At 69.1% G+C, this 21,112-nt stretch carries 18 protein-coding genes and 3 pseudogenes; 13 read left to right on the forward strand and 8 right to left on the reverse strand.

All coding sequences use genetic code 11. From position 1 onward, the window contains the following. Window positions 1-158 precede the first annotated feature (158 nt). Complete coding sequence (locus ACFYYB_RS32630; protein ID WP_389439989.1) at window positions 159-344, reverse strand: hydrophobic protein; 186 nt, start codon at window positions 342-344, stop codon at window positions 159-161. A 456-nt stretch (window positions 345-800) separates the two neighbouring features. On the opposite strand from ACFYYB_RS32630, the gene ACFYYB_RS32635 reads away from it, so the two are divergent. Continuing rightward, window positions 801-1,754 carry a hypothetical protein gene (locus tag ACFYYB_RS32635; protein WP_389439991.1) on the forward strand — a complete coding sequence of 318 codons (954 nt, stop codon included), beginning with the start codon at window positions 801-803 and terminating at the stop codon, window positions 1,752-1,754. A gap of 36 nt (window positions 1,755-1,790) precedes the next feature. On the opposite strand, the gene ACFYYB_RS32640 is transcribed toward ACFYYB_RS32635, so the two are convergent. Then, window positions 1,791-2,726, reverse strand: coding sequence for a hypothetical protein (locus tag ACFYYB_RS32640; RefSeq protein ID WP_389439993.1), 936 nt, complete (start codon window positions 2,724-2,726; stop codon window positions 1,791-1,793). Window positions 2,727-3,793: 1,067 nt separating this feature from the next. On the opposite strand from ACFYYB_RS32640, the pseudogene ACFYYB_RS32645 reads away from it, so the two are divergent. Next, a pseudogene (locus ACFYYB_RS32645) lies at window positions 3,794-4,005 on the forward strand (transposase family protein); the annotation flags it as partial. A gap of 67 nt (window positions 4,006-4,072) precedes the next feature. On the opposite strand, the gene ACFYYB_RS32650 reads toward ACFYYB_RS32645, so the two are convergent. Both ACFYYB_RS32650 and ACFYYB_RS32655 read right to left on the reverse strand, forming a co-directional pair. Further along, a complete protein-coding gene (locus tag ACFYYB_RS32650) occupies window positions 4,073-4,615 on the reverse strand; it encodes an SMI1/KNR4 family protein (RefSeq protein ID WP_389439995.1) in 543 nt (180 codons plus the stop codon). 1,095 nt (window positions 4,616-5,710) lie between these two features. After that, window positions 5,711-6,424: a hypothetical protein gene (locus tag ACFYYB_RS32655; RefSeq protein ID WP_389439997.1), complete on the reverse strand. Its 714-nt coding sequence runs from the start codon at window positions 6,422-6,424 to the stop codon at window positions 5,711-5,713. 527 nt (window positions 6,425-6,951) lie between these two features. On the opposite strand from ACFYYB_RS32655, the pseudogene ACFYYB_RS32660 reads away from it, so the two are divergent. The 7 genes and pseudogenes from ACFYYB_RS32660 to ACFYYB_RS32690 form a co-directional block, all read left to right on the forward strand. Further along, a pseudogene (locus ACFYYB_RS32660) lies at window positions 6,952-7,113 on the forward strand (transposase); the annotation flags it as partial. Between the two features lie 102 nt (window positions 7,114-7,215). Beyond that, entirely contained in the window at window positions 7,216-7,977 is a 762-nt protein-coding gene (locus ACFYYB_RS32665) for an isocitrate lyase/phosphoenolpyruvate mutase family protein (RefSeq protein ID WP_389439999.1), read from the forward strand. 429 nt (window positions 7,978-8,406) lie between these two features. After that, window positions 8,407-8,936, forward strand: a pseudogene (locus ACFYYB_RS32670) (alpha/beta hydrolase); the annotation flags it as partial. Between the two features lie 210 nt (window positions 8,937-9,146). Then, window positions 9,147-10,406: a protein kinase gene (locus ACFYYB_RS32675; protein ID WP_389440593.1), complete on the forward strand. Its 1,260-nt coding sequence runs from the start codon at window positions 9,147-9,149 to the stop codon at window positions 10,404-10,406. Window positions 10,407-11,308: 902 nt separating this feature from the next. Beyond that, complete coding sequence (locus tag ACFYYB_RS32680) at window positions 11,309-11,470, forward strand: hydrophobic protein (protein ID WP_389440001.1); 162 nt, start codon at window positions 11,309-11,311, stop codon at window positions 11,468-11,470. Window positions 11,471-11,643: 173 nt separating this feature from the next. Further along, window positions 11,644-11,997 carry a PRC-barrel domain-containing protein gene (locus tag ACFYYB_RS32685; protein ID WP_389440003.1) on the forward strand — a complete coding sequence of 118 codons (354 nt, stop codon included), beginning with the start codon at window positions 11,644-11,646 and terminating at the stop codon, window positions 11,995-11,997. A 243-nt stretch (window positions 11,998-12,240) separates the two neighbouring features. After that, window positions 12,241-12,471, forward strand: coding sequence for a DUF5133 domain-containing protein (locus ACFYYB_RS32690; protein WP_389440005.1), 231 nt, complete (start codon window positions 12,241-12,243; stop codon window positions 12,469-12,471). Window positions 12,472-12,697: 226 nt separating this feature from the next. Here ACFYYB_RS32690 and ACFYYB_RS32695 read toward each other — a convergent pair whose 3' ends face one another. Then, the gene (locus tag ACFYYB_RS32695; protein ID WP_389440007.1) at window positions 12,698-13,063 is read right to left on the reverse strand and encodes an STAS domain-containing protein; all 366 of its coding nucleotides are present in this window, start codon (window positions 13,061-13,063) and stop codon (window positions 12,698-12,700) included. Between the two features lie 380 nt (window positions 13,064-13,443). Between ACFYYB_RS32695 and ACFYYB_RS32700 the strand changes: the two genes are divergently transcribed. After that, window positions 13,444-13,821 carry a hypothetical protein gene (locus tag ACFYYB_RS32700; RefSeq protein WP_389440009.1) on the forward strand — a complete coding sequence of 126 codons (378 nt, stop codon included), beginning with the start codon at window positions 13,444-13,446 and terminating at the stop codon, window positions 13,819-13,821. 339 nt (window positions 13,822-14,160) lie between these two features. On the opposite strand, the gene ACFYYB_RS32705 is transcribed toward ACFYYB_RS32700, so the two are convergent. Together ACFYYB_RS32705 and ACFYYB_RS32710 are read right to left on the reverse strand one after the other, a co-directional pair. Beyond that, window positions 14,161-14,652, reverse strand: a complete 492-nt coding sequence (locus ACFYYB_RS32705; RefSeq protein ID WP_389440011.1) for a hypothetical protein — start codon at window positions 14,650-14,652, stop codon at window positions 14,161-14,163. 300 nt (window positions 14,653-14,952) lie between these two features. Continuing rightward, on the reverse strand, window positions 14,953-15,183 hold the full coding sequence (locus ACFYYB_RS32710; protein WP_389440013.1) for a hypothetical protein: 231 nt from the start codon (window positions 15,181-15,183) through the stop codon (window positions 14,953-14,955). A 150-nt stretch (window positions 15,184-15,333) separates the two neighbouring features. Between ACFYYB_RS32710 and ACFYYB_RS32715 the strand changes: the two genes are divergently transcribed. The 3 genes from ACFYYB_RS32715 (at window position 15,334) to ACFYYB_RS32725 (ending at window position 20,183) form a co-directional block, all read left to right on the forward strand. Continuing rightward, the gene (locus ACFYYB_RS32715; protein ID WP_389440015.1) at window positions 15,334-17,862 is read left to right on the forward strand and encodes a helix-turn-helix domain-containing protein; all 2,529 of its coding nucleotides are present in this window, start codon (window positions 15,334-15,336) and stop codon (window positions 17,860-17,862) included. A gap of 169 nt (window positions 17,863-18,031) precedes the next feature. Continuing rightward, window positions 18,032-19,144 (forward strand): alpha/beta hydrolase, encoded by a 1,113-nt coding sequence (locus ACFYYB_RS32720; protein ID WP_389440017.1) that lies wholly within the window; start codon window positions 18,032-18,034, stop codon window positions 19,142-19,144. A gap of 358 nt (window positions 19,145-19,502) precedes the next feature. Beyond that, a complete protein-coding gene (locus ACFYYB_RS32725; protein WP_389440019.1) occupies window positions 19,503-20,183 on the forward strand; it encodes a DUF6585 family protein in 681 nt (226 codons plus the stop codon). Window positions 20,184-20,280: 97 nt separating this feature from the next. On the opposite strand, the gene ACFYYB_RS32730 is transcribed toward ACFYYB_RS32725, so the two are convergent. Next, window positions 20,281-20,931, reverse strand: coding sequence for a hypothetical protein (locus ACFYYB_RS32730; protein WP_389440021.1), 651 nt, complete (start codon window positions 20,929-20,931; stop codon window positions 20,281-20,283). Between the last annotated feature and the right edge of the window lie 181 nt (window positions 20,932-21,112).

A 21,112-nucleotide genomic window follows, 5' to 3' on the forward strand; every position in this document is an offset into this window, starting at 1 on the left:
CCCGCCCGGCCCTGCCCACCCCCCCCCTTTCCCCCCCCCCCCCGGGGTGGGGGGGGGGGGGGGGGGCGGTGGGGGGGCGGGGGGGGGGCCCCCCCCCCCGGGGGGGGGGGCCCCCCCCCCCCCGCCACACTGCATCTGAACTGCGGTTCTGTGAGCAGCTACCAGCGATACCATCGGCCGCTGCTGCCCTTCGGGCGAGCGACGAATCCGATCAGCCACAGGACGAGGACCGCGATCGCGACCCACCAAAGAATTTTGATCGCGAAACCCGCACCAGCGAGAAGGAGAACCAACAGAAGAACGAGAAGCAGGGGAACCATATTTATCAACCTCCGAGCACTCATCTGCCCGACCGCCCCTCGAACATGCGCGCATAACTTACCTGTTTCTTATCGGCGCAGGCGGGAAGGCGTGTAGCCCGTTTTTCGATTCATTGCCGCTTGGTGTGGTGCCAGTCCGCCGATGATGCGGTTCTCGGCGTAGAAGCTCTTCAGGATCGGACCGCCGGCACGGGAGCGGCAGGCCGGCTGTCCGACGGCAGGCCGGTGCAGGCGGCCGCACCGGCCACCGTCCTCGGCACGGCGGCGCACCTGAAGCAGAAGTCGACGGGGGTGTCCGGGGACCCGCTGAAGAACATGACCGAGGGCAGGACCGGCTGACCCCGAAGAGGTGAGGACAAGCCGGGGTGACCGCCCGGCCGTCCGTGTGCATGGCGGCCCGGCCGTGGCGTGGTGCGGGGGAGCGGACGGGCCGCCGGGGCTAGCCTCGGCGGCCGGACGACCAGGACAGGTAGGTGCGCCGTGCCCCGTTCCGCAGTTCCCGAACCCCCGCGTACGAACCGTACGGGCAGTTCCGGCCGCAGGGCCGGCTCCCTCCTGGTGCTGCTGGCGCTGTGCGCGATCGGGCTGGCCCCGGCCGGTACGGCAGCCGCCTCCGACCCGGGACCCGGAGGCGGGGGCAGCCCGCTGTACGTCTCCGACTACGGCAACGACCGGGTGCTGCGGGTGGCGCGCCGCGGCGGCCAAGACGTGGTCCCCGCCATGGGCCTGGTCCGGCCCACGGGCATGGTGGTCGACGCCGCGGGCGACCTCTACGTGGCGGACACCGGGAACAACCGGGTCGTACGGATCCCCGCGGACGGCGGCCCCCAGGTCACCGTCGCGACGGACGGGCTCTCCCGCCCCCTCGGGCTGGCACTGGACGCCGAGGGCGATCTGTACATCGCCGACAGCTTCAACGACCGGGTCGTCGAGGTACCCGCGGACGGCAGCGGGCAGCGCACCGTACCCACCGTGGGACTCCTCCACCCCTGGGGCCTGGCCTTCGACTCCGCGGGTTCCCTCTATGTCACCGACTTCGTGAACGACCGCGTCGTCACCCTCCCCGCCGGAGGCGGCGCGCAGCGCACCCTTCCCTTCACGGGACTCTCCCAGCCGGCCGGCATCGTCCTCGACCCGGCGGGCAACCTCTACGTCTCCGACACCGGCAACAATCGTGTGGTGAGGCTGGCGGCCGGCGGCTCCGGCCAGAGCACGGTCCCCGCGTCCGGGCTCAACGACCCGCTGGGGCTGGCCCTCGACGGGAGGGGCCGCCTCTACGTCGCGGACGCCTTCAACAACCGGGTGGTCCGCCTCGCCCCCGACGGCAGCGGCCAGACGACCCTCCCCGTCACAGGCCTGAACACCCCGACGGGCCTGGCGATCCCGCCCACCCGCACCCTCCCGGCGGGCACCCATCACGAGGGGCGGTCCTAGGAACCCTGCGCCGCCGGGTGGGCCTGACCGGGTGCGTCAGGAGGTAGTCGCTCGCCAGCCCGAGAGGTCGCCCTCGTCGGCGTCTTCGAAGCCGACGGCGACGGGTGCGTCGCCGTCGGCTGTCAGGTGGATGCTGCACTGCGTCACGCTGCGGCCGGGCGCAACCATGGTCTGGTCTTGCTGGGAGGGGCAGGCGGTGATCCCCGGTCCGTCGAGGAGCTGCGCGGGTACGCCGCCGATCTGCTGGCCGCCCTCGGTGAGCAGGCGGATGCTACTAGGCAGGAGGGGGGAGTAGAGGTCGCTCTTTCCGGGATTGCGGTAGGAGATCGTCACGTAGTACGGGGTGCGCAGCCGCTGCTCGTCGTCGAGCTTGAGACCGAGCTTGGCGAGGTCGGCGGGGCTGCCCTTCTTCACGGACTTCAGGGTGGCGGGCAGTTCGAGGACGCCGCCGTTTTGCTTGCCGGCGTCCCACCTGACGGCGATCGTGTCGCCCGCGTTCGCCATGTCCTTCGAGGCGGTGGCGAGGCCGCCGCCGACCGGCCAGGAAGCGACCTGCTTGGCCGGGGTGATGAACCCGCCCCCGGCGGTGTGCACGACGGACATCGCGCCGACGTCCTTCGCCACCATGTACATCCCGCAGGAGGTGTACGAGGCGCCGGGGGCCAGCGTGTCCGGCGAGGTGTCCTGGCAGAGCTCCGAGGCGCTCATGCTGACCTGCGTTCCAGGCGCCCAGTCGGTCCCGGTGAGGGCGAGGTTGCGGAACACCTCATAGGCGTGGGGGATCGCTTCTTTGCCGGTGTTGGTGACCTCGTAGGTGAGGTAGTGAGGGACCTTGCCCTCCAGGTCGCCCTCGACACGCACACCCTGGAGGTCCTTCTCCGACCCGCGGACCAGGCTCTTGACCGCGAGCCGGACCGGGTACTCCTTCTCGTCGATGGAGGTGTGGATGACATCGCGCGCACCGGTCTTCACAGGCAGCGTCGTCCCGGACGGCGAACCTTGCTTCGACTCCACTGAGTCCTGTGCACCCGCACACCCGGCGAGCAGAGCTATTCCTGCCACTCCCGCGACCGCCATCTTAAAGTGCCTGATCAGGCGCACAGCTTCCCCTTGCAACACAATGCTCTGCCATGTTCTTTTGATTGGCACATGCTAAGTGATCGCTGTGTACGGAAACGCGCCGGCCCCACGATCAGCTTCCTGAGCGGCCGTGTGCCGCTGCGCTGAGGCCGTCGGCTCACGGGCCCGTGCTCAGCATCGGCCGGCTTGGTGGGCTGCTCGGTCGTGCCACCGGCAGGACGCGGCCGCCGGGTCGGTCCAGCCACTTCGCGCACCAATACTGAAGTGCCGCGTAGGGGGCGCTGTAGGTGCGGGTCCGGGTCGGTGATCTCCTTCCAGATCTGCTGCATGGCCTCGTCGGGGTAGCCCAGGCCCGGCGCGGCGAAGATCTCATTGACGTAGGGCGAGGGGCTCGGGCCTGGTACCGCCGCCGGGTGCTGGCCCACCGTTGTGGTCGCGGGTGGTGGCGGAGGCTGCCGACCCAGAGGCGATCCGGGCCTCCTGTTCACTCCCTTCCCGGGAACCACCCCACCCCTGCCGGTTCCCGGGAAGGGAGTCAGCAGGAGGCCCGGTGGAGTGCGTCCAACGGCCAGCTACTCGCGTCCCCCGTCATGTCGACGCGCCCAACTACCCTGCGGGCCGCGTGCAGCGCTCACCAAGGCCCGCGCTCCTAAGGTCAGGCCGCACGGTCGAGGTTCGGGAACAGGTACTCAACTTGTTCTTCAAGGTCGGACCGGGCTGGTGGCGACATGTGGCAGCGGGACACCACAGCCCCGAGTAAATCCGATGGCACCGCCAGCCTTTCGGCGACAAGACTGCACTGGTGAACACCCTGCCACCGCCGCCTGACCCGCTCCTCCTGCCGGTACGGGACCCGCGCGCCCGCGACCTCGTTCTCGACTATGCGGACATGCACGCTCTGGTTACCGACCTGGTTTTGCCGGGCGACGCGTCGATGTACGTCATGAGTGCGATGGAAACCTCCCGCGACCACGCCCATCAGACGGCTTCCCGGCCAGGACCTCACCACAACCCAGCAGACGATCATCCGAGCCCTGTCAGCGGCACGAGCACCGGTCGAAGGAAGCATCGCGCGACTCAAGTCCTGGCAGATCCTGCGCCGGGCCCGCTGCAGCCCAACCGGATGACCGTCATCGCCGCAGCCGTCCTCACCCTGGAACGTCAACGCTGATGCATCTCATTGCCGTTCCTAGGGTGAGGACCGATTGGCAATGGTCGTCATCCAGTGGGCAACCGTCTCACGACCAGACAAGTCGCCCTTCGGCAACGGAACAGACCGGATAGTCCCCCGCGCCGATCCTCGTCAGCATCTCCGCCACGGAGTCGAAGTAGTGAGCCAGTGACGCGTACTCGCCGGTGACCGTGGGCTCACCCACAAACCATCTGCCGAGACGTCCGTCCCTCGCGTCGATGAACCGCCCCAACCAGCCGTCCCGGTCCGACTGGAAGGGGATCCACTCCTTGCGCCATTCGTCCCCACCGGACAAGGGGTGATTCGCGTAGAGCCTCTCCATCGCCCGGATGCCCAGAAAGAAGCGTCCCTCGTCGGGGAACCGGTCGAAGCCGCAGCACATCACGTCGTCGTCGACGTCCTCCTGCGGCAGATCCAGATTGTTCTGCAACAGCCACGTCCGCAGGTCCCCATGAAGGGAGATTCCCATCCGTTCCTCGGCTGCCGCGAGCATCTGCTCCGTAGCGGGCCCAGGCAGATCCGCGTGATCGGCCGGCGCGTGCTCTCGAAGAAGGCTCATCACACGCGACCAACTCTCAGCCACACTCATCGCCCTATGCTCTCTGTGCTCTCTCCATGGATGTCTCCGTCCGACTACGCCACTGCAGAGGTTGGGAAGTACCGGCCGGAGAACCTTGCAGGGATGGTACTTCGAGCACGCGTTCCATCCCTGCCCACAGTCACCTTCCGCCCCGAAGCGCAGGACCGGCCCCTCAGCGAAGTGACCGCCAGCGACTTTTCACAGACAACCCACCGTGCCCGGCGGGCCCAGCCGAGGAGCTTCCAGGCTCGAGCGAGGGCCGTGGCGTCACCCTGGAGTGGCGAAGCTGAAAACGTTCACTGTATGAGAGCTGCCAGGCCCCGCTGAAACGCCTGCTCCGCCTTGCTCGGGCCCTTGCCCGCATGCAGGGCTGAGGAGGAGGGGCGAGGGGGAGGGGGAGCCTGGGCGGGTTGTACGCCGAGCTTGGTCAGCCGGTCCTGCTGCTCGCCGGTTGGTTGTCCCCAGGTGCTGGGCTGTTTGTGCTGGCCCAGCCGCCGGTCCGAGGTCGTCTCCGGCGAAGAGGACGCCAGGAGCGATGTCGGGGAGATGCCGCCGGCTTCGGCGTCGACCTGGTGACCGGACGGACGGACGGACGGTGGGAGTCGGCCTGTCCGGTTCTGCGGCGGCACCCTCGCCCGCGACCTGTCCCTGCAGAAGGTTCGCGAGCGCTTCGACCTTCCCGTTGTTGAGGAATGGGCGTGGGCGGAGGCCCGTACGGGCCCGCCCGGCCGTAGCGAAGGTCTCGCTCCTCCTGCACCGCGTCCGGATGTCCGGCCCGCCCCTCGTGTCGAAACACCCTGTCCTCAACCGGCCTCGGCCACCGTCTCGGTACTCACCAACGGCCTCGCGCTACTCACCTCCGCGACGCTGGGGACTCAAGCACCCAGCACCCAGCAGCCGATCCAGACCGGCGTGGACCGGTCCAATAGGGCGGACTCCACGGCACATCGAGCCGCAGCGGAACTCCGCACCCCGCCCCGGCCCGACAGCACAGGGCCCATGACGCCGCAGTCCCAGAAGCAGAACGGTCTCGTGCCGCAGACCGCCTCGCCTCTGGGTGTGTGCTGGGGATGGTGCCTTCACCGCCGGGACCGGGGGTTGCTCTCAGACGGCTGTCGGTACTGGCTGCTTGGCCTCGTCTACGGGTGCGGGGGTGATCTCGGGCACGGGCCAGGTGTAGAACACGGTGCCCTGCTGGCTGACCTTCTCGAGCTCTTCCTTCTTCACGAGACTCTGCAGGGCGTTGCGGAGTGTCTGCACTGAGGCTCCCCGCTCGGGGTGCGCCGCTTGGAACTCGCTCTGGATCTCGCTGACCTTCTTGGGCTCGCCGGGCTGCTTGGACAGGATCGCGCTGAGGAGCTGGCCAAGGGTGGGCCCGGTCGTCGCGGGGTGTTGGGCTTCATCGGCTGCGGTCTTCGTGGCAGCCGTCTGTTTGGCGGCCAGGTTCTTCTTCGCAGGTGTCGCCCCGGTCTTGGCCGTGGCCTTCTTGGCGGCAGTCTTCCCGGGGGTGGTGGTCTTCTTCACCGAAACTGCGCTGGCGGTGGCCTTTCCCGCCCTCGGCGGCGGCACGGCCGCCGTATCCGTGCCTTCGCCGGCCGGGGGAGTGCGGCGCGTGGTGTGGACAGGCGCCGGTGTCGGCTCAGCATGGGCATCCTGCGCAGTGTCCACCAGTGCCGCGGCGAGCCACTTCTCCTCTCCCTGGAGCTTGCTGAGACGGTCGGTGAGGATCGCCTGCTCGGCCTGGTTGGCTGCGAGGGCAGCGGCCAGGTGGTCCGTGTACTTGCTCTGGTTCGGGGTGCTGACTGGCTCGTTTGCCACTGTGGTCCACGCTCTTTCTGGAGGGATGTGTGTTGATTCGCGATGCTACTCGGCTCAGGCTGAGGCTGGTTGGGGATTCGCCTTCTCCTGAAGCAGGCCAAAACCCGCCATCTCGTAGCGGATGGCTAGGCGGTGAAGGCGGAAGGTGGTGGATCTGGGCCACGGCCTGGAGGAGCTGTTGCTGTGCGCCTGATGGCGGGGTGCCGGCTCCACCGGGGTCGGGGGCAGAGTCGGGGAGCCGTCGTTGAGCCGGTCGCGGGGTTGTTTCGGCGTGACGATCCACATGCCCGTACGGTGGGGCCCGCTCGGCGAGTCCGACCAGTTTGCCCTGTATCTCAGTCCTCACTCCGGTCGTTCCCGGCCGGGACCGGGTGCAGTTGGGGGAGGTGGCGCGGGTGTGCCGTGCCGCGGTCGTGAAGTGGCGGCGCCGGTACGACGACTTTCCCGTCAGGGTGGGCGGCACGGAGGTGCAGCCGCTGTTCGACCGGTCGGCGGTGGTCGCGTGGCTGCTCGCTCACGACAAGATCGGCGTGCCTGTGGCCATGCCGGCGGGAAGCTACCGTGGCGAAGGCAAGACCGACGTGAAGGACGCCGCAGTCATCGCCGACCAGGTCCGCATCTGCCGCGAACTGCACCCCTTACGCGCCGGCGACGAAACCGTCGCCGACCTCGAGATCCACACCGGCCGCATGACGATGTGATGGGGGGCAGGGAGAAGGCTTGCACTTCTCCGTCATGGCGCATTGCCGCGTCAGCACGTTGTCGGTGGTGATCAGGGGTAACGTCTCGACATGGACCTTCGCACCACCATTGAGCGCGCTCAACGCCTCAAGCAACTGCACGCCGACCACAAGCCGCTCGTGCTGCCGACCGTCTGGGACGTATGGTCCGCGCGGGCGGCAGCCGATGCCGGGTTCCCCGCGCTGACGATCGGCAGTCATCCACTCGCCAGCTCCCGGGGGGCTCAGGACCAAGAAGGACAGACCTTCGAGGAAGTGCTCGCCGCCGTCAGGCCGATCATCGAAGCGGTCGGTATCCCCGTCTCCGTGGATCTGGAAGCCGGGTACGGACAGGAGCCCGCGGATCTCATCACCGGACTCACCGAGGTCGGAGGTGTCGGCCTCAACATCGAGGACACCGTCCACTCGGAGGGCGGACGCCTACGCAGCACACATGAGCACGCGAGCTACATCGCAGGCCTCCGCACGGCTGCCGATGACGCGGGCATCCCGGTCTGGATCAACGGGCGCACTGACCTCTTCGCGCACGCGCAGGACACCGCCAGCGTCCTTGAGGAGGCGATCGAGCGACTGCTGGCTATGGAGCAGGCCGGCGCCGACAGTGTCTACCCCGTTCGCATTCAGGATGACGACGACCTGCTCGTCGCGGTGACCGGTGCCGTCACCGTTCCTGTGAACTCCACGGCCCATCCCGTCAAGCATGATCTTGAGCGCTTTCGCCGCCTCGGCGTCGGCCGGATCACCTACGGCCCGCTGCTGCAAATCGCGATGACCGATGCGATGAGGGACATGCTCCGGCCATGGGCACTCTGAGTAGGTGATCGAGCGACGGGGGCGCACACGAACAGGGCGGCCCCGTCGCACCCGGTCTCGAACCCTCAGCGTTCCCGCAGTCACGGTCCTGAGATGAGTTCGTAGAGGCTGGGGAACCCGCTGAGGTGCTTGACGCGGGAGCAGGCGCGGGAATGGCCTTCGGCGCGTTGGTCGTTGACGAAGTCGCTGACGGCACGGCGGAAGCGTCAGCGTTGTCCGGGGATGAGGCTGCTCAGGTCGGAGGCGAGGCGCGGCAGGGTCTCGTACGTGGGCACGGCGAACATCTCCGGGAAGCACGGATCAAGGCGATGGGGTGGCCGCGCTTCGGGGCTGGGCTCACCGGTCCGGTGTCGATGTGAGGAGACGGACGAGTCGGCCGCTGCGGTGCTTGTTCACGGTCTGTTTTACCGTCCCGAGCACTTTGCGGTGTTGGCGGAACGGTTGCGGACCGACGGAACCGAGCCTGCTGTGCCCGAGCTCCACCGTGGCTCTTTGGCTGCCGACACCGCCGCCGTCCAGGGCGCCACCGATGCGTTGCCCGAGCCCCGGTCGTCCTTGGCCATTCCTACGGAGGGTCGGTGATCACAGGGGTCCGCGGAGCGTCACACCTGGTCTACCTGGCAGCGTTCGTGCTCGATGCCGGCGAGAGCGCGGCCGGTCTGGGTGGTGCGTCCCAACAGCTCAAGGACGCCATCGTCGCCGAGCCGGACCGCTCGACCACCCTGCACCCCGCGCCGGCCATCGACACCCTCTACAGCGACTGCCCTGGCCCCCTTGCCGCGCGGGCGGGCGGCCTCCTGCGTTCGCAAGCCCCGGGCTGCGGACGAGGAGTCCCCCGACACCACAGCTGGAAGGAAACCGCCTCTATCTACGTCATCTGAGGACAGGACCGGGCCATCGACCCCGGCCTCCAGCGAACCACGGCCTCGCGCTGCACCGACGTGCGCGAGACGACGACACCAGCCTCATCGGAGTCCAGGTGCGCTGAGACTCCAGGTCGCGTCGGGCTGATCGCCGGCGGTCACGACCCGCCGGGTTCGCTGCCGGGAGCCGGTGCGTGGTACGACTCGCAACGGGTAGGCGCGCGGGACAGCCCGCGAGCGGAAGAGGACACTATGCCGGCCCGGCCAGTCCCCACGTACGGAGCACTGCCCGAACGCGACGCTCTGATGGGCGGCCGCTACCGGCTCGAAGGCGCCATAGGATCCGGCGGGACGGCGGACGTCTACCGCGGCGTCGACGAAGTTCTGGGCCGTGAGGTGGCCGTCAAAGTGTTCCGCACGGGCACGGACACGGTCACTGCCGACCGCTTCTGCGACGAAGCACGCCTGCTGGCCCGCCTCTCCCACCGTGCCCTGGTCACCGTCTACGATGCCGGTCGCCACGGACAGGGCGCCTTCATGGTCACGGAGTTGATCCGTGGCGCCACCCTGCGCGCCCGAGTGAACGCCGGCCCCCTCAGCCCAGTCCAGGTCACACGGATCGGCGCCGACATCTCGTCGGCCCTCGACCACGTCCACGCCCACGGCATCATCCACCATGACGTGAAACCGTCCAACGTCCTGCTCAGCGAGGAAGGCTCCCCGCACCTCGCCGACTTCGGGCTGTCCAGGACCGTGCACGAGCATTCCGTGAGCGCACCCGACGCCCTGGTCGGCACCGTGGCCTACATGGCTCCCGAGCAGCTCCTCGGCGAAGGCACGAGTACGGCCAGCGACATCTACGCCCTGGGAGTGACCCTCCTCGAAGCACTCACCGGCCACCGGGAGCACCAGGGAACGCCCGTGGAGATCGGAATCGCCCGCCTCCTTCATCCGCCCCGGATACCCGAGGGGATGCCAGACGAACTCGCCCGCCTGCTGCGGGCCATGACCGGCCGAGATCCTGCGGTACGTCCCGATGCGGCCGCCGTCCACTTGCGTCTGCAGGACGTCGCGCGCGCCCTGCGATCCCGCACCGCATCGAAACCGCACCCCACGGACACCTCCACCACCCACCGCTCGCCTTCGCGGCCCCTCGCTGCTGCGGGTCCTCGCGCTGAACCCGTACGAACGCCCGGACCGACGCATGGCAGCGCCGCGAGCCGTCGGAAGAGGGCCCGATGGGGTCTTGTGGCGGTGAGTGTCGCGGGAGCCTGCACGCTGGTGATGGGCGCTATCCCGGAAGGGGAGAGCGGCGGGCCTGCCACCGCGCCGGTCCACGAGCAGCCGGCGGCATCGAATGGCACTGCACCGGCAGAGCCCCAGCCGGTGCGGTCCGCGCTGCCGTTGCCCACCGCAATACCATCCACGGGACCCGACCTTCAGATACCCACCAGTACAGCCGAGGCGCGGCGGGGCAGTGATCGCCTTCCCCCGGTGGCGCCGGAGGCGGCGAAGACGAAGGACACCCCCGGGAAGGCGAAGGGCAAGAAGGACAAGGGGCGCTGATTGACCGCGTTCCTCCGCCCGTTCTCAACTGGCGGGCGGGTGTGCGGTGGTGGATCAGGGTTTCGGCTCCCACGCCGTGTCGGCGGCATGAGCGCGTCTGGATCTCTGCTGTCCGTCATCGCGGCCCGGGGTCCGCTCGGTTGCTTTCGGTCCGGGCTCGATTCCCGTACGTCTGCCCGGGTGGACGTAAGCCCAGCATCTCGAGGAGCGAGGCCAGGTCGCTGGGGCTGGTGGTATAGGACGTGATCACCTCCTGGGCACGCTCGTGAGCGTCTATGACGCCCGTGAAGGCGCTCCGATGGCGGGGTCGGGCTGATGCGCCCCCTCCGGACCTGCCCTGTCGATCGGGGCGCGATCGGTGCCCGGAGGCGGACGTGCAGACGGCTGTGGTGCCTGCGGCGCGGCCGGCAGTACTCGGCGTGAAACGACGGCAGGGGCCTCCTTCAGGAGGTGGGGACTGATCGTGCGCGGCCGAAGCGGCAAACCGACATGGAACCGTTGGGCGTTGCGACGTCGGCCTGTCAGTTGGTGCTTCTCGCCGTTCCGCTCAGGTCCTGGCGGGTGGCAGCCGGAGCTGCGAGGTCGCCCCGGGTGCGCCGGCCCATCTGCGTCCATTCGGCAAACCAGCAGGCGCTGGCTATCCCCCCACACCAGCCCGCTGAGTAGAGCCATCCGCCAGGATGCGCCTTCGCTGACACGCTCGACGCCCGTCAAGGTCGCCCAGCTGATGGCAAGTACAGCAATCGTACGAAGATGTCGGTGACTGGCGTCACGAGAATGCCTGTTGCCTGTTACCGGAGACGGCCTAGACGTTTTCCCGTCTGCATCGATAGGAAACAGGTAAGTTCTGTGCGCATGGTCGGGGCATGGTCGGGCAGATGAGGCCCCGGAGGTTGATAACTATGGGTCCCCTGCTTCTTGTTCTTCTGCTGGTTCTGATTCTCGCCGGTGCGGGTTTCGCGATCAAAATTCTCTGGTGGGTCGCTATCGCGGTCCTCGTGCTCTGGCTGATCGGTTTTGTCGCCCGCCCGAAGGGCAGTAGCGGCCGGTGGTATCGCTGGTAGCTGCTCGCAGACTCGCAAGCTCCGGATTTGGCCGGAGGGGTGTACGAGACAAAACGCAGGGCAAGCGAGGAGTATCCCGGAACGCGAGTTCCGGCCGTGAACACAAGAGGGCAAAGGGTACGGTAGGGATTTCCTTTCCTTCCGTCCTCATTGACCGAAGGAGTTGTTTTCGCATGACTGAGAATTTCTGGAACTACCGCGAGGCGTCCAACCGTTCGGCTGGTGCTGATCTGACGGGGTACAAGGTCGAGGCGAGCGACGGTTCCATCGGCAAGGTCGATAAGCACTCGGATGAGGTCGGTTCCTCGTACATCGTGGTCGACACCGGGCCGTGGATCTTCGGCAAGGAAGTCCTGCTGCCCGCGGGCACGATCAGCCGGATCGACGCGAACGACGAGAAGATCTATGTCGACCGGACGAAGGAGCAGATCAAGAACGCTCCGGAGTTCGACAAGGACAAGCACCTCGGTGATGCCGACTACCAGCGCCAGGTCGGCGGCTACTACGACGGTCCGCACCACCTCTAAAACACGGGCGGGCACCAAGCACTCCAGGGTGGGGACGACAGCGTCAAGCTGTCGTCCCCACCCTGCTGCTGCGCTCCTTCGGTGACACGAAGCGGGCCGCCGGCCGTGTCGAGGGCTCAACCTGAGGGCGGCACGGGGCCCGCTGGAGAGAGTCCCGCGTTCCGTCCGGGTGCCGGGGTTCAGCGGTGATCGCCAGGGTAGACGTCGGCCATCTGATGGAACGGTCGGCGGAAGGCAATACCCATGTTGATGGCTCACCCGGCGGTGCTTCCCGGGCTTGTTGATCGCTACTGGGCGCTGTCCGTGCTCGATGCCGCGGAAGGCGACTCGCCCGTGCGCAGGGAGATCAGGGACGTTGAGCACACCCTGTGTGTGGCTACCGGCACGGCGGACGTGCACGCCGCGCTGATAGCCGCCCGGCATCACCTGCCCGGCACGGGCGCTCTCGATGACTCAGTACTCGCCTCCCGCTGACCCTGTCGGATGAGGGCGCACAGCGGTTGTGGGCCAAGACCCAGCCCTGGCACCGATCCCGAGTAAGGCGCCACCCAGCAGGGTAAGGAAGCCGTTTCCTTGTAGCCGAAGTGCGCAATGGCCCAGTCCGCCCCCCGGGGGCGGACTGGGCCATTGCGTCGCGTGTCGCCCGTGCGCGCTGCTTAACCGGCGGCGCCGGCCCCCGGCGGGGTCGGGGTGTCCGGTATCACGCTGCCGCGGCGATCGGCGTAGATGCAGCCGAGAACGCGGCGGCGGCCAGGGGGCGGGTGGGCTGGACGGCCAGCCCCTCGGCCCCCGTCTGTGCCTCCAGCGCCCGGCGCGTTTCGGCGGTCGCCGCGAGGACGGTCAGCGTTGCTCCTGAAGAGCGGCACATGCGGTGGGTTCGTACGACCGTGCTCACCGCGGCGGTACTCAGCGGCGCGTCCGAGAGTTCCAGCATGACGGGTGCGGAACGGTGGGCGGTGAGGTAGCCGTCGATCGCCCAGGCGGCCGCGGCCCGGCCTGCGATATCCAGGTCGGCTCGCAAGTGGATGATCAGGACACCGTTCTCGGTCACGTTGCAGGGCAGCACGGACACTCCTTGTCTTCACGACCACATCGTCTGGGTACCGTTCGGATGCCCGCGGATGAGACTGGTATGCGTGTTCCTGGACGGTCGGGCCCGCTGGTGGAAGCGGGGAAGGGACGGGTGATCAACCCGCCCCCCCGGGGGCGCCCCCGGGTCGCCGTCCCGGGGGCGCCCCCGGGTCGCCGTCCCGGCGAGACCATGCGCCGTCCTTGCGCCGTCCTTTCAGATGTGTCGCCAGGTCCGAGGAGCATGCGCCGCCGACGCGGGGGTACGCGAGCGGCATGCACGGACATCATGCGCGTCCCACGAGCACCTTGTTCCGTACCCCCCAGCCCCGCGAGGCTCCTCCGGCCGGCGCGGGACGGCACGCGGGCGGGGGAGGGATGCTCCGTCGGCTGCGCCGCCGGCTCCTCGCCTACCAGCACGTCGACCTGCTGTCCTCGCACATCCCCGGGGACACCGGCACCGGCGACGAGGTCCTGCTCCTCATCCACGTCCGCAAGGTCGTCGGGGAGGTCCACTACCGGATGTGCCTCACCTGCGCCGAGGCCGTGATCGCCGCAGTCGACATCGACCCGCGCTTCCTCGGCACGGGCCTGGACACCCGAGCCCTGTCCCACCTCCGAGCCCGCCATCCGGGACTCGCCTGGCACAGCACCCTGAACCTGCGCGGCACTCGCGACCTACTGCGCCGATCGCGCATCCTCGACGGCGATGAGGTGTGCCACCACCTACGCGTCCATGCTCAACCGTCCCCCTGATCACAGCGGGAAGAAGGGACCGCAGGCCGCGATGTTCCCGGCCAGGGGCAGAAGGCCGCCTCCAGCCGGGCGCCTGACCGGGTCGCCCGCGCAGCCGGCCATCCAGTCGGCGCCGTAGCCACTCAGCCGAAACCGGACGCCGCTGGTCGAGATCATCCGAATGCGGCTGTCGCCTTGCAGCCTGAACCCGATCAGTGCTTTGCCGGGTACGCCGGTGACCGGGGTGGGGTCGGTCTGCCATGACTGCGGAGGAGTGCGGCCTCCCAATGCGGGGGAGAGGTGGGAGGTGTTCCACCAGCGCACCCACTCGAGCAGAGGCGCGGCCGGGCCACATGGCTGTCAGCCGATGTTGGGCGGCAGGCTGGGCGGGAAAGGGGAACGCTCCTCCAGGTAGTCCTTCGTGCCCCGTTGCGAACACAGGGTGATCCCGGTCATCGCGAGCGCGAACGCGGTGATGAACCCGATGATCTGGGTCTGTGCCGATTCGGTGTCGAATTCGGCTTGGGCGATCATGGCGCCGATCGCCACGCCGGACAGACCGGCGATGATGCCGAGCTGCGTGGTCAGTCTCTCAGCCCCGTCCTCGTCGCCTGACAGGAGCAGGAACGCGTTCCGCGCTATGGACAGGCCGAAGAGCAGGAGCACCAGGCAGATGAGCGGGCCGAAGCCGGACTCGAACGTCTTGATCCCGGTGTACGCCGCGTAGCAGGCCATGGTCCCGCCGAGCAGCATCGCGAAGACCCCTGCGGCCGTTGCGACGCCCGGCCGCCGTGCGGAGGCCGGTGCCGGGGTGGGGCGGCGGTCATAGGGGTTGCTGGGTGGATTGGTCACGGCATGCCCTCGCTCTCGTCAACTCTGGTTGCCAAATCGGAAGATGCTTCCCCACTGCGGTCCCTTCTGCTGCCTACCCGGTGCCTGCCTGCGGCCTCTTCGGCGCGACGGACACGGGCCTGAACGTGCACCCGTTCCGGATCCCCGAAGAAGAGGCGGACCTGACCCGGCGTTCCGGACCCGCTTGCCGATCTCGTACGAGATTCCGCGTCGGCCCTGTCACGAGCGGCGCCGGCACCTTGCCCGGAGGCTCTCCGCCGTGCCCCGTCGGTGATGCCTCTTATCAGTGCGCGCAGCCGTTCAGTGGCACCAGGCGGCCACGATGGTGGTGAACACGATGAGTGCGGCGGCCGCCAGCAGGAGACCTCCGTTGCGCGCCCTGGGGCCGAGTCTTCGGGTCTCTACCTGGCCACCTGGGGACGTGCCCGGGTGCTTGCGGGCGTAGTGCTCGATCTGCCGGCGCAGCCCCTCGGACTTCTCGAGCCAGGGCGTCTTGAAGCTGCACTCTGCGCACCAGTAGCGGTTGGCCACATCGGCTCCTTGCCTTCCTTCGGTGGGGGGCACCGACCCGATGGTGAGCTCGGTCGTATGGGCTGTACAGGTCACCCACCCGGCCATTGGTGACCGGCGGCCACAGGTAGGATCACCGCCGTTCGTAGTGGTGGTCAGGGGAGGCGCTGGATGACAGAGGACCTCGGCACGTTATTACGCGAGCTGCGCGATGAAGCGAGCCTCACGCAGGAGCAGGTGGCCGAACGGTCCGGGGTCAGCGTGCGGACCATTCGTCGGCTGGAGGGCGGTAGATCCGCGAACCACCGGATGGGGACGGTGAATCTGCTCGCGGACGCGCTCGGCCTGGATGAACAAGACCGTCTGCGCCTGGCGGCCGCTCTCACCGGATCATCCGGCTCCCCTGCTGCCCGAGCGGGAACCGAATCGGGCTCGCGGCCCGAATCCATACCTGAACGCTTCCCAAGGCCCAGCCAGGAACCCTGGTCGGCGGCCCAGGACGCCGGCGTCCCCGGACTGCCAGAGCTCGCGCCCGCTCCGCCCGCCCGGTCGCCCGTCCACGACGCGCTCGCCGACGCCGTGCAGGAGCTGGCCTCGGAGGTCCGGCGTCGCTGGCGCCGCGAGGAGGCGCAACGCCGCGTCCACGACCCGTTCCCCCTGCCCGTCAGGTGGGAGCCGGCGCCCGCGGTTCTGACCGACCGGGCGGAGAACATCCAGCGCCTGGGACCGGGTGAGACTCCGCGTGAGGTGGATCTGGACGGCGACCTGCGGAGCGTGGCCTCGGTCTACCTCCGGATCCCTTCCGGACGGCTGGTGATCCTCGGCCGGGCCGGCTCGGGCAAGTCCATCCTCACGATCCGGCTCGTCCTGGACCTCCTGGAAGCCCCGGCCTCGCACCATCGCGTACCGGTCCTCTTCAGCATCGGCTCCTGGGATCCGTCGACCACTGCCTTGCGGGACTGGCTGATCGGCCGGCTTCTGCGTGACCACCCGCACTTGGCGCGCCGCAGCTCCGGCGGGGCGCCCCTGGCCGCCGCGCTGGTTGACGCCGATCTCATCCTGCCGGTCCTGGACGGGTTCGACGAGATCGCCGAAGGCCTGCGGCGCGACGCCCTGGACGCACTCAACGCGACCTCCTCACCGCTCGTCCTCACCAGTCGGCGCGACGAGTACGCCGAAGCGGTCCGCGCGGCGCACGCGCCGCTCGTCTGGGCGGGGGGCATCGAGCTCACCGACCTCAGCCTCACCGACCTCGCCGACTACCTGCCCCGCACCACCCGTACCGTCCCGTCCGACGCGAGCGCCGCCTCCCCCTCGGACCTGCCCGGCTCGGCCTGGGATGGGGTCCTCAGGGAACTGCGCACGCACCAGGGACCGGCACACACGAACCTCGCCGCGGTGCTGAGCACCCCGCTCATGGTCGTCCTCGCCCGCACCCTGTACAGCGAGACGCCAGACCGGGATCCCGGCGAACTCCTGGACGCCACCCGGTTCCCCTCGGTGAAGAGCCTGGATGAGCATCTGCTGGCGGGTTTCGTGCCCGCGGTCTACCGACGCCGTGCCCCGGAGCGGGACGCGGCCGGCCGACAGCCCAGGGCGCCGTACGCGGACCCGGCTCGGGCCGAACGCCGGCTCGGCTACCTCGCCCACCACCTGGTCCGCCTCGACCGCGAACGCCAAGACCTGGCGTGGTGGCAGCTGGGGGATTCGCTGTCACGTTCGACGCGAACCCTGGCCTTCGTCCTGGCCACCGCCCTGAGCATCACCCTGGCCGACTGGCTTGTCGGCCTCCTGCTCACCCCACTGTCAATCGGCGAACTCTTCTTGCAGGGCACCCTCATGGGACCCGCCGCAGGCCTCGCCTTCGGAGCCGTCTACACGATGGTGGACAGGACCGGCGGCGCAGCGGCTTTCGAACCGGCCCGGATCCGGCTGACACTGCGCGCCACGCACGAGAGTCTCGGCCGCCGCCCCCTGCACACCTTCACCCTTCGCTTCGGACAAGGCCTGATCGGCGGCACCGTCATGGGCATCGGATGCGCCTGCGCCCTCACCCTCGGGCGCGCCTTGGCCGCGGGGACATCCGTCACCGCCCCGACCGTCATCGAAGGCACCCTGATCAACATGCTGGTCCTCGGACTGGTCTTCGGCACGGCCGCCGGTCTCGTCTTCGGGCTCATGTCCGCGCTCGAAGTGCCTGTGGACGTCACCGCGGCGGCCACTCCGACCAGTTTGCTGTCCTCAAACCGCACGACGGCCGGCCGGCAGTTCCTCATCCTGGCTCCGGCGTTCACCCTCGCCATCGCCTTCGGCGGGTACCTGATCGTCCGTCTGCTCCAGGGCACCATGGGACCGCTCAACTGGGGAGTCCAGGACAGCCTGTTCATCGGCGCGGTCGGCGGGCTGGGCGGCGCGGCCTCCTACGTGCTCACCTTCACCGCTTGGGGCCAGTGGATCGTGCTCGCACGTGTCTGGCTGCCCCTGGCCGGACGGCTCCCCTGGGACCCGGCCGCGTTCCTGGACGACGCCTATCACCGAGGGGTGCTACGCCAGACCGGAGCCGTGTACCAGTTCCGCCACGTCCGGCTCCAGCACCACCTCGGACGCACCTTCCGCAGTCGGCACCCGGACTTCGCACCGGCCACGTTCACACCCTCCTCGACCAGCACCTCGCGACCGCGGGAACAAGACGGCGAGTGACCTCGGCACCCGGGATCCCGGTACCCGGCATGGAGCGGGCCTCACCGATGGCCGGTCACCAATGGCCGGTGGCTTGGCCTGTTGGCCAGGCCGTTCGGCACACCACCATCGGAACGTCCGGCTCGCGGCAGCTCACCACACCGCGAGCCTCCTCAACGAAGGGTCTCCGATGACGTCCCTGCGACTCACCTCGCTGAGCGCGGCACTCGCGCTCACCGCCCTGACGGGCACCGCCGCCGCACACGCCGCAGCACCGACCGCCGCGCCGGCGGTCACCGTCTCCACCCCCTCGGCTTCCGCCGTCGTCCCCGCCTTCAACGACGGCTACGGTCTGAGCCTGGTCCCCGAAGACACGCAGGTGAACAGCCCCACCGACTTCACCATCACCGTCACCACCCCGCAGCTCTCCGGGAAGCACAAGATCCGCATCCTCCTCCCCACCACCTACGACACCGACCCCGGCCGCCGCTGGCCCGTCACGTACTTCCTGCACGGCGGTGCCGGCAACGTGAACGATGTCGCGGCCGCGCCGGCACTGCACTCGGACTCGATGATCACCGTGGTGCCGGACGGGGGACTGAAGGGCTGGTACGCCGACTGGCTGATGCAGAACACCGTCGAGGGGAAGGCGAACTGGGAGACCTTCCACCTCACCCAGGTCGTCCCGTTCATCGACGCCAATCTCCGTACGCGCGCCGACCGCGCCCACCGCGCCGTCGTCGGACTGTCCATGGGCGGCTACGGCTCCCTGCACTACGCCCAGGCCCGGCCTGACCTGTTCGGCCACACGGCCGCCCTGTCGGGGGGCATCGACTTCGGGATGTGGGAGGTCCGCGGGGCTGTCCTGGCCACCGAGCTCAACCTCGCGGGCGCCTGGTGCGCGGCGAGCGCCTCGTCCGGCTCCGGCTCCGGCGACTGCGCAGGCCACGGCCCCTATGTGGACAGCGACGCGATCTTCGGCTCCCCGTACCCGGTCTTCAACGCCGACCGTGTGTGGAAAGCGGTTGATCCGGCCGCGCCGGTCAACCTTGCCAAGCTCTCCCGTACCGGCATCACGCTCTATACCGGCAACAACGACCTCATCGACGTCAACACCGCCGCAGCTTCCCACACCGTCAAGGCCCGCCTGGACCAGCTGGGGATCCCCAGCCGTCTCGTCGACTACGGCGACGGCACGTCACTGGCCCCCAGCTGCAACGGCGGGCACAACTACGGATGCTGGGCCCCGGCCTTCGCCGATTACGTCCCGCGCCTCGAAGCCGCCTTCGCCGCCGCAGGCTGAACGGGCAGGCGCCACCAACCCCCGCGCCACCACACACGCCCCCGCCTCCTGTCGCTCTGCGGGGACCCCTCATGCCGCAGCGCCCAGCCCCCGCCCGGGCCGTCCGGCGCGGCATCCCTGGCCGATGAGCCGTGCGAGCACACGCGGCGATGACCAACCGCCCGCCTCAGCACCATCCAACCGGTCAGCGGTTGGCCACGCTCCGAAGCATGGCGCCGCGCCCGCGTGCGGAGAACCTGAACTCACCACGCATCCCGAGCGGGGAACGGGGCCTGCCCAGGGTCGAGACGCGGCAGCCTTCCGCCTCGAGCAAGCAGCCATTCTGATGATTCGCCAATGTGCAAGGTCGGGAGAAGACATGGAAGAGAAGGACACCTACGAGCAGCCGACCAGCCAGGCCGGCGCGTTGGCGGCCGAACGTGGCCTTGGGCAGTGGTCGCGGACCTTCCGGAGCAAGCAGAGCCGCTTGGTCCGCAAGCACAACGCGTCGAGGCTCTACATACACGCCACCGGCGCGGTGGTGACGGGTCCCGAGGGATTCATGGCCGCGTACGACTGGGAGACGGTGCGAGTCCTGCGGTACTTGAGCACCCGCAACGGCGTCCCGTGGGACGCCCGGTACACCCTGGTGGACCCGCACGGCGCCGCAGTGAACATCGGCCCCGGCATGCGGGTGTTCCTCAAGGAGGAGAGGCAGTCCCTGGGCCTCACTTCGTTGGTGCAGGGCGCGCTCTTCCTGTGGCCGAACGTCTGGGGAGAACACATGATGCAGGCCGTCACGCGGACGCAGCTACCGAAGGTTCTGGGCGCCATCGAACGCGGCGAGACGGTGAACTTCGGCGCCTACAAGGTCGACCGGCACCGCCTGGCGGGCCGCAAGCACTCCGCCTCCTGGTCGGACATCACCGAGATCTCGTCTTTCAGCGGCACGCTGATCTTCAACGGATCCCAGAAGCGCACCACCGTGGACAGCGCACCCATGCAGAACATCGCCAACCCTGATCTGTTCCTTCAGCTGTGCCATCGCTTCATGGGCTGAAGGGACCGGCGACGCCGCCGCGGCGGCGCCAGAGGTCCAGGGGGGCGGCAGGCCATGGACGGCGGCCTCACAGTCGTTCTGACACGGGCAGACCGGGTCAGCCGCCACCCGAGTTGGCCGACGCCGAACCGCCTGAGGTCCAGCCGGAGTTGGCCTGCGGCCGATCGCGCGTGCTGCGCTCGGTGCGCAGCTCCACCTCGACCTCAGCCGGGCCGAGCAGGACGTTCAGCGCGTCGGCGAGCCGCTGCGGGTCGCCGTCGAACGGGAGCGAGAGCCGTTCCCGGACCTCTCGCAGGACGAGTTCCAGCGTGAGCGTGGAGACGGCCGGCTTGTGGTCCCCCTGGTACGGCTCCACCACCTTGTGCGTCAGCCGTACCTCGCGCAGGGTATCGACGGGCAGCCAGTCGTCCGCCCCGGCGGCCCGGACCAACCGCAGGGACGCGGGCGCCCCGGCCGGCGCGAACTCCACCCGCAGCATGTCCCGGGCCCGGGAGAAGGCCAGCGCCGGCCAGCCGAGCAGGTACTCCAGCCCGGCGATCACCCCCACCACCAGGAACACGGTCGACGCCCGCGCCCCGGCCAGCACCATCCAGAAGGCGACGAGCAGGGTCGGCCCGCCCAGAACGAGCGGAATGAACAGCGCCGGCCCGGCCGAGGTCAGCGCGTTCCACGCAGGCCCGGCCGGGCCGGCGCGCAGGACCAGATCCGTCGAGTGGGGGCCTTGCCTCAGCGCGGGATCGGTGGCCATGCCTCCAGCGTAGGACCGGTCCGCAAGAGCGCCCCGACCGTATCCGGCCGATGGGGCACGACTTCTGACAGCCGTAGCCCACAGCCGGCGGCGGGTGGGCGCCGCCCGACGGTGCATCGCGTCGGTCGCCGCCATGGCCGGCAGCAGCATCGCCAACCCGTCCGTCCCCGCAGGCCATCTG

This window comes from Streptomyces sp. NPDC002886 (assembly GCF_042888445.1).
GTDB lineage: Bacteria > Actinomycetota > Actinomycetes > Streptomycetales > Streptomycetaceae > Streptomyces.

Bases quoted from the DNA above. Each gene is read 5' to 3' on its own strand.
- ACFYYB_RS32650 (WP_389439995.1), bottom strand. From the start codon at position 4,615: ATGAGTGTGGCTGAGAGTTGGTCGCGTGTGATGAGCCTTCTTCGAGAG.
- ACFYYB_RS32630 (WP_389439989.1), bottom strand. From the start codon at position 344: ATGAGTGCTCGGAGGTTGATAAATATGGTTCCCCTGCTTCTCGTTCTT.
- ACFYYB_RS32665 (WP_389439999.1), top strand. From the start codon at position 7,216: ATGGACCTTCGCACCACCATTGAGCGCGCTCAACGCCTCAAGCAACTG.
- ACFYYB_RS32715 (WP_389440015.1), top strand. From the start codon at position 15,334: ATGACAGAGGACCTCGGCACGTTATTACGCGAGCTGCGCGATGAAGCG.
- ACFYYB_RS32680 (WP_389440001.1), top strand. From the start codon at position 11,309: ATGGGTCCCCTGCTTCTTGTTCTTCTGCTGGTTCTGATTCTCGCCGGT.
- ACFYYB_RS32675 (WP_389440593.1), top strand. From the start codon at position 9,147: ATGGGCGGCCGCTACCGGCTCGAAGGCGCCATAGGATCCGGCGGGACG.
- ACFYYB_RS32725 (WP_389440019.1), top strand. From the start codon at position 19,503: ATGGAAGAGAAGGACACCTACGAGCAGCCGACCAGCCAGGCCGGCGCG.
- ACFYYB_RS32720 (WP_389440017.1), top strand. From the start codon at position 18,032: ATGACGTCCCTGCGACTCACCTCGCTGAGCGCGGCACTCGCGCTCACC.
- ACFYYB_RS32730 (WP_389440021.1), bottom strand. From the start codon at position 20,931: ATGGCCACCGATCCCGCGCTGAGGCAAGGCCCCCACTCGACGGATCTG.
- ACFYYB_RS32690 (WP_389440005.1), top strand. From the start codon at position 12,241: ATGTTGATGGCTCACCCGGCGGTGCTTCCCGGGCTTGTTGATCGCTAC.
- ACFYYB_RS32685 (WP_389440003.1), top strand. From the start codon at position 11,644: ATGACTGAGAATTTCTGGAACTACCGCGAGGCGTCCAACCGTTCGGCT.
- ACFYYB_RS32700 (WP_389440009.1), top strand. From the start codon at position 13,444: ATGCTCCGTCGGCTGCGCCGCCGGCTCCTCGCCTACCAGCACGTCGAC.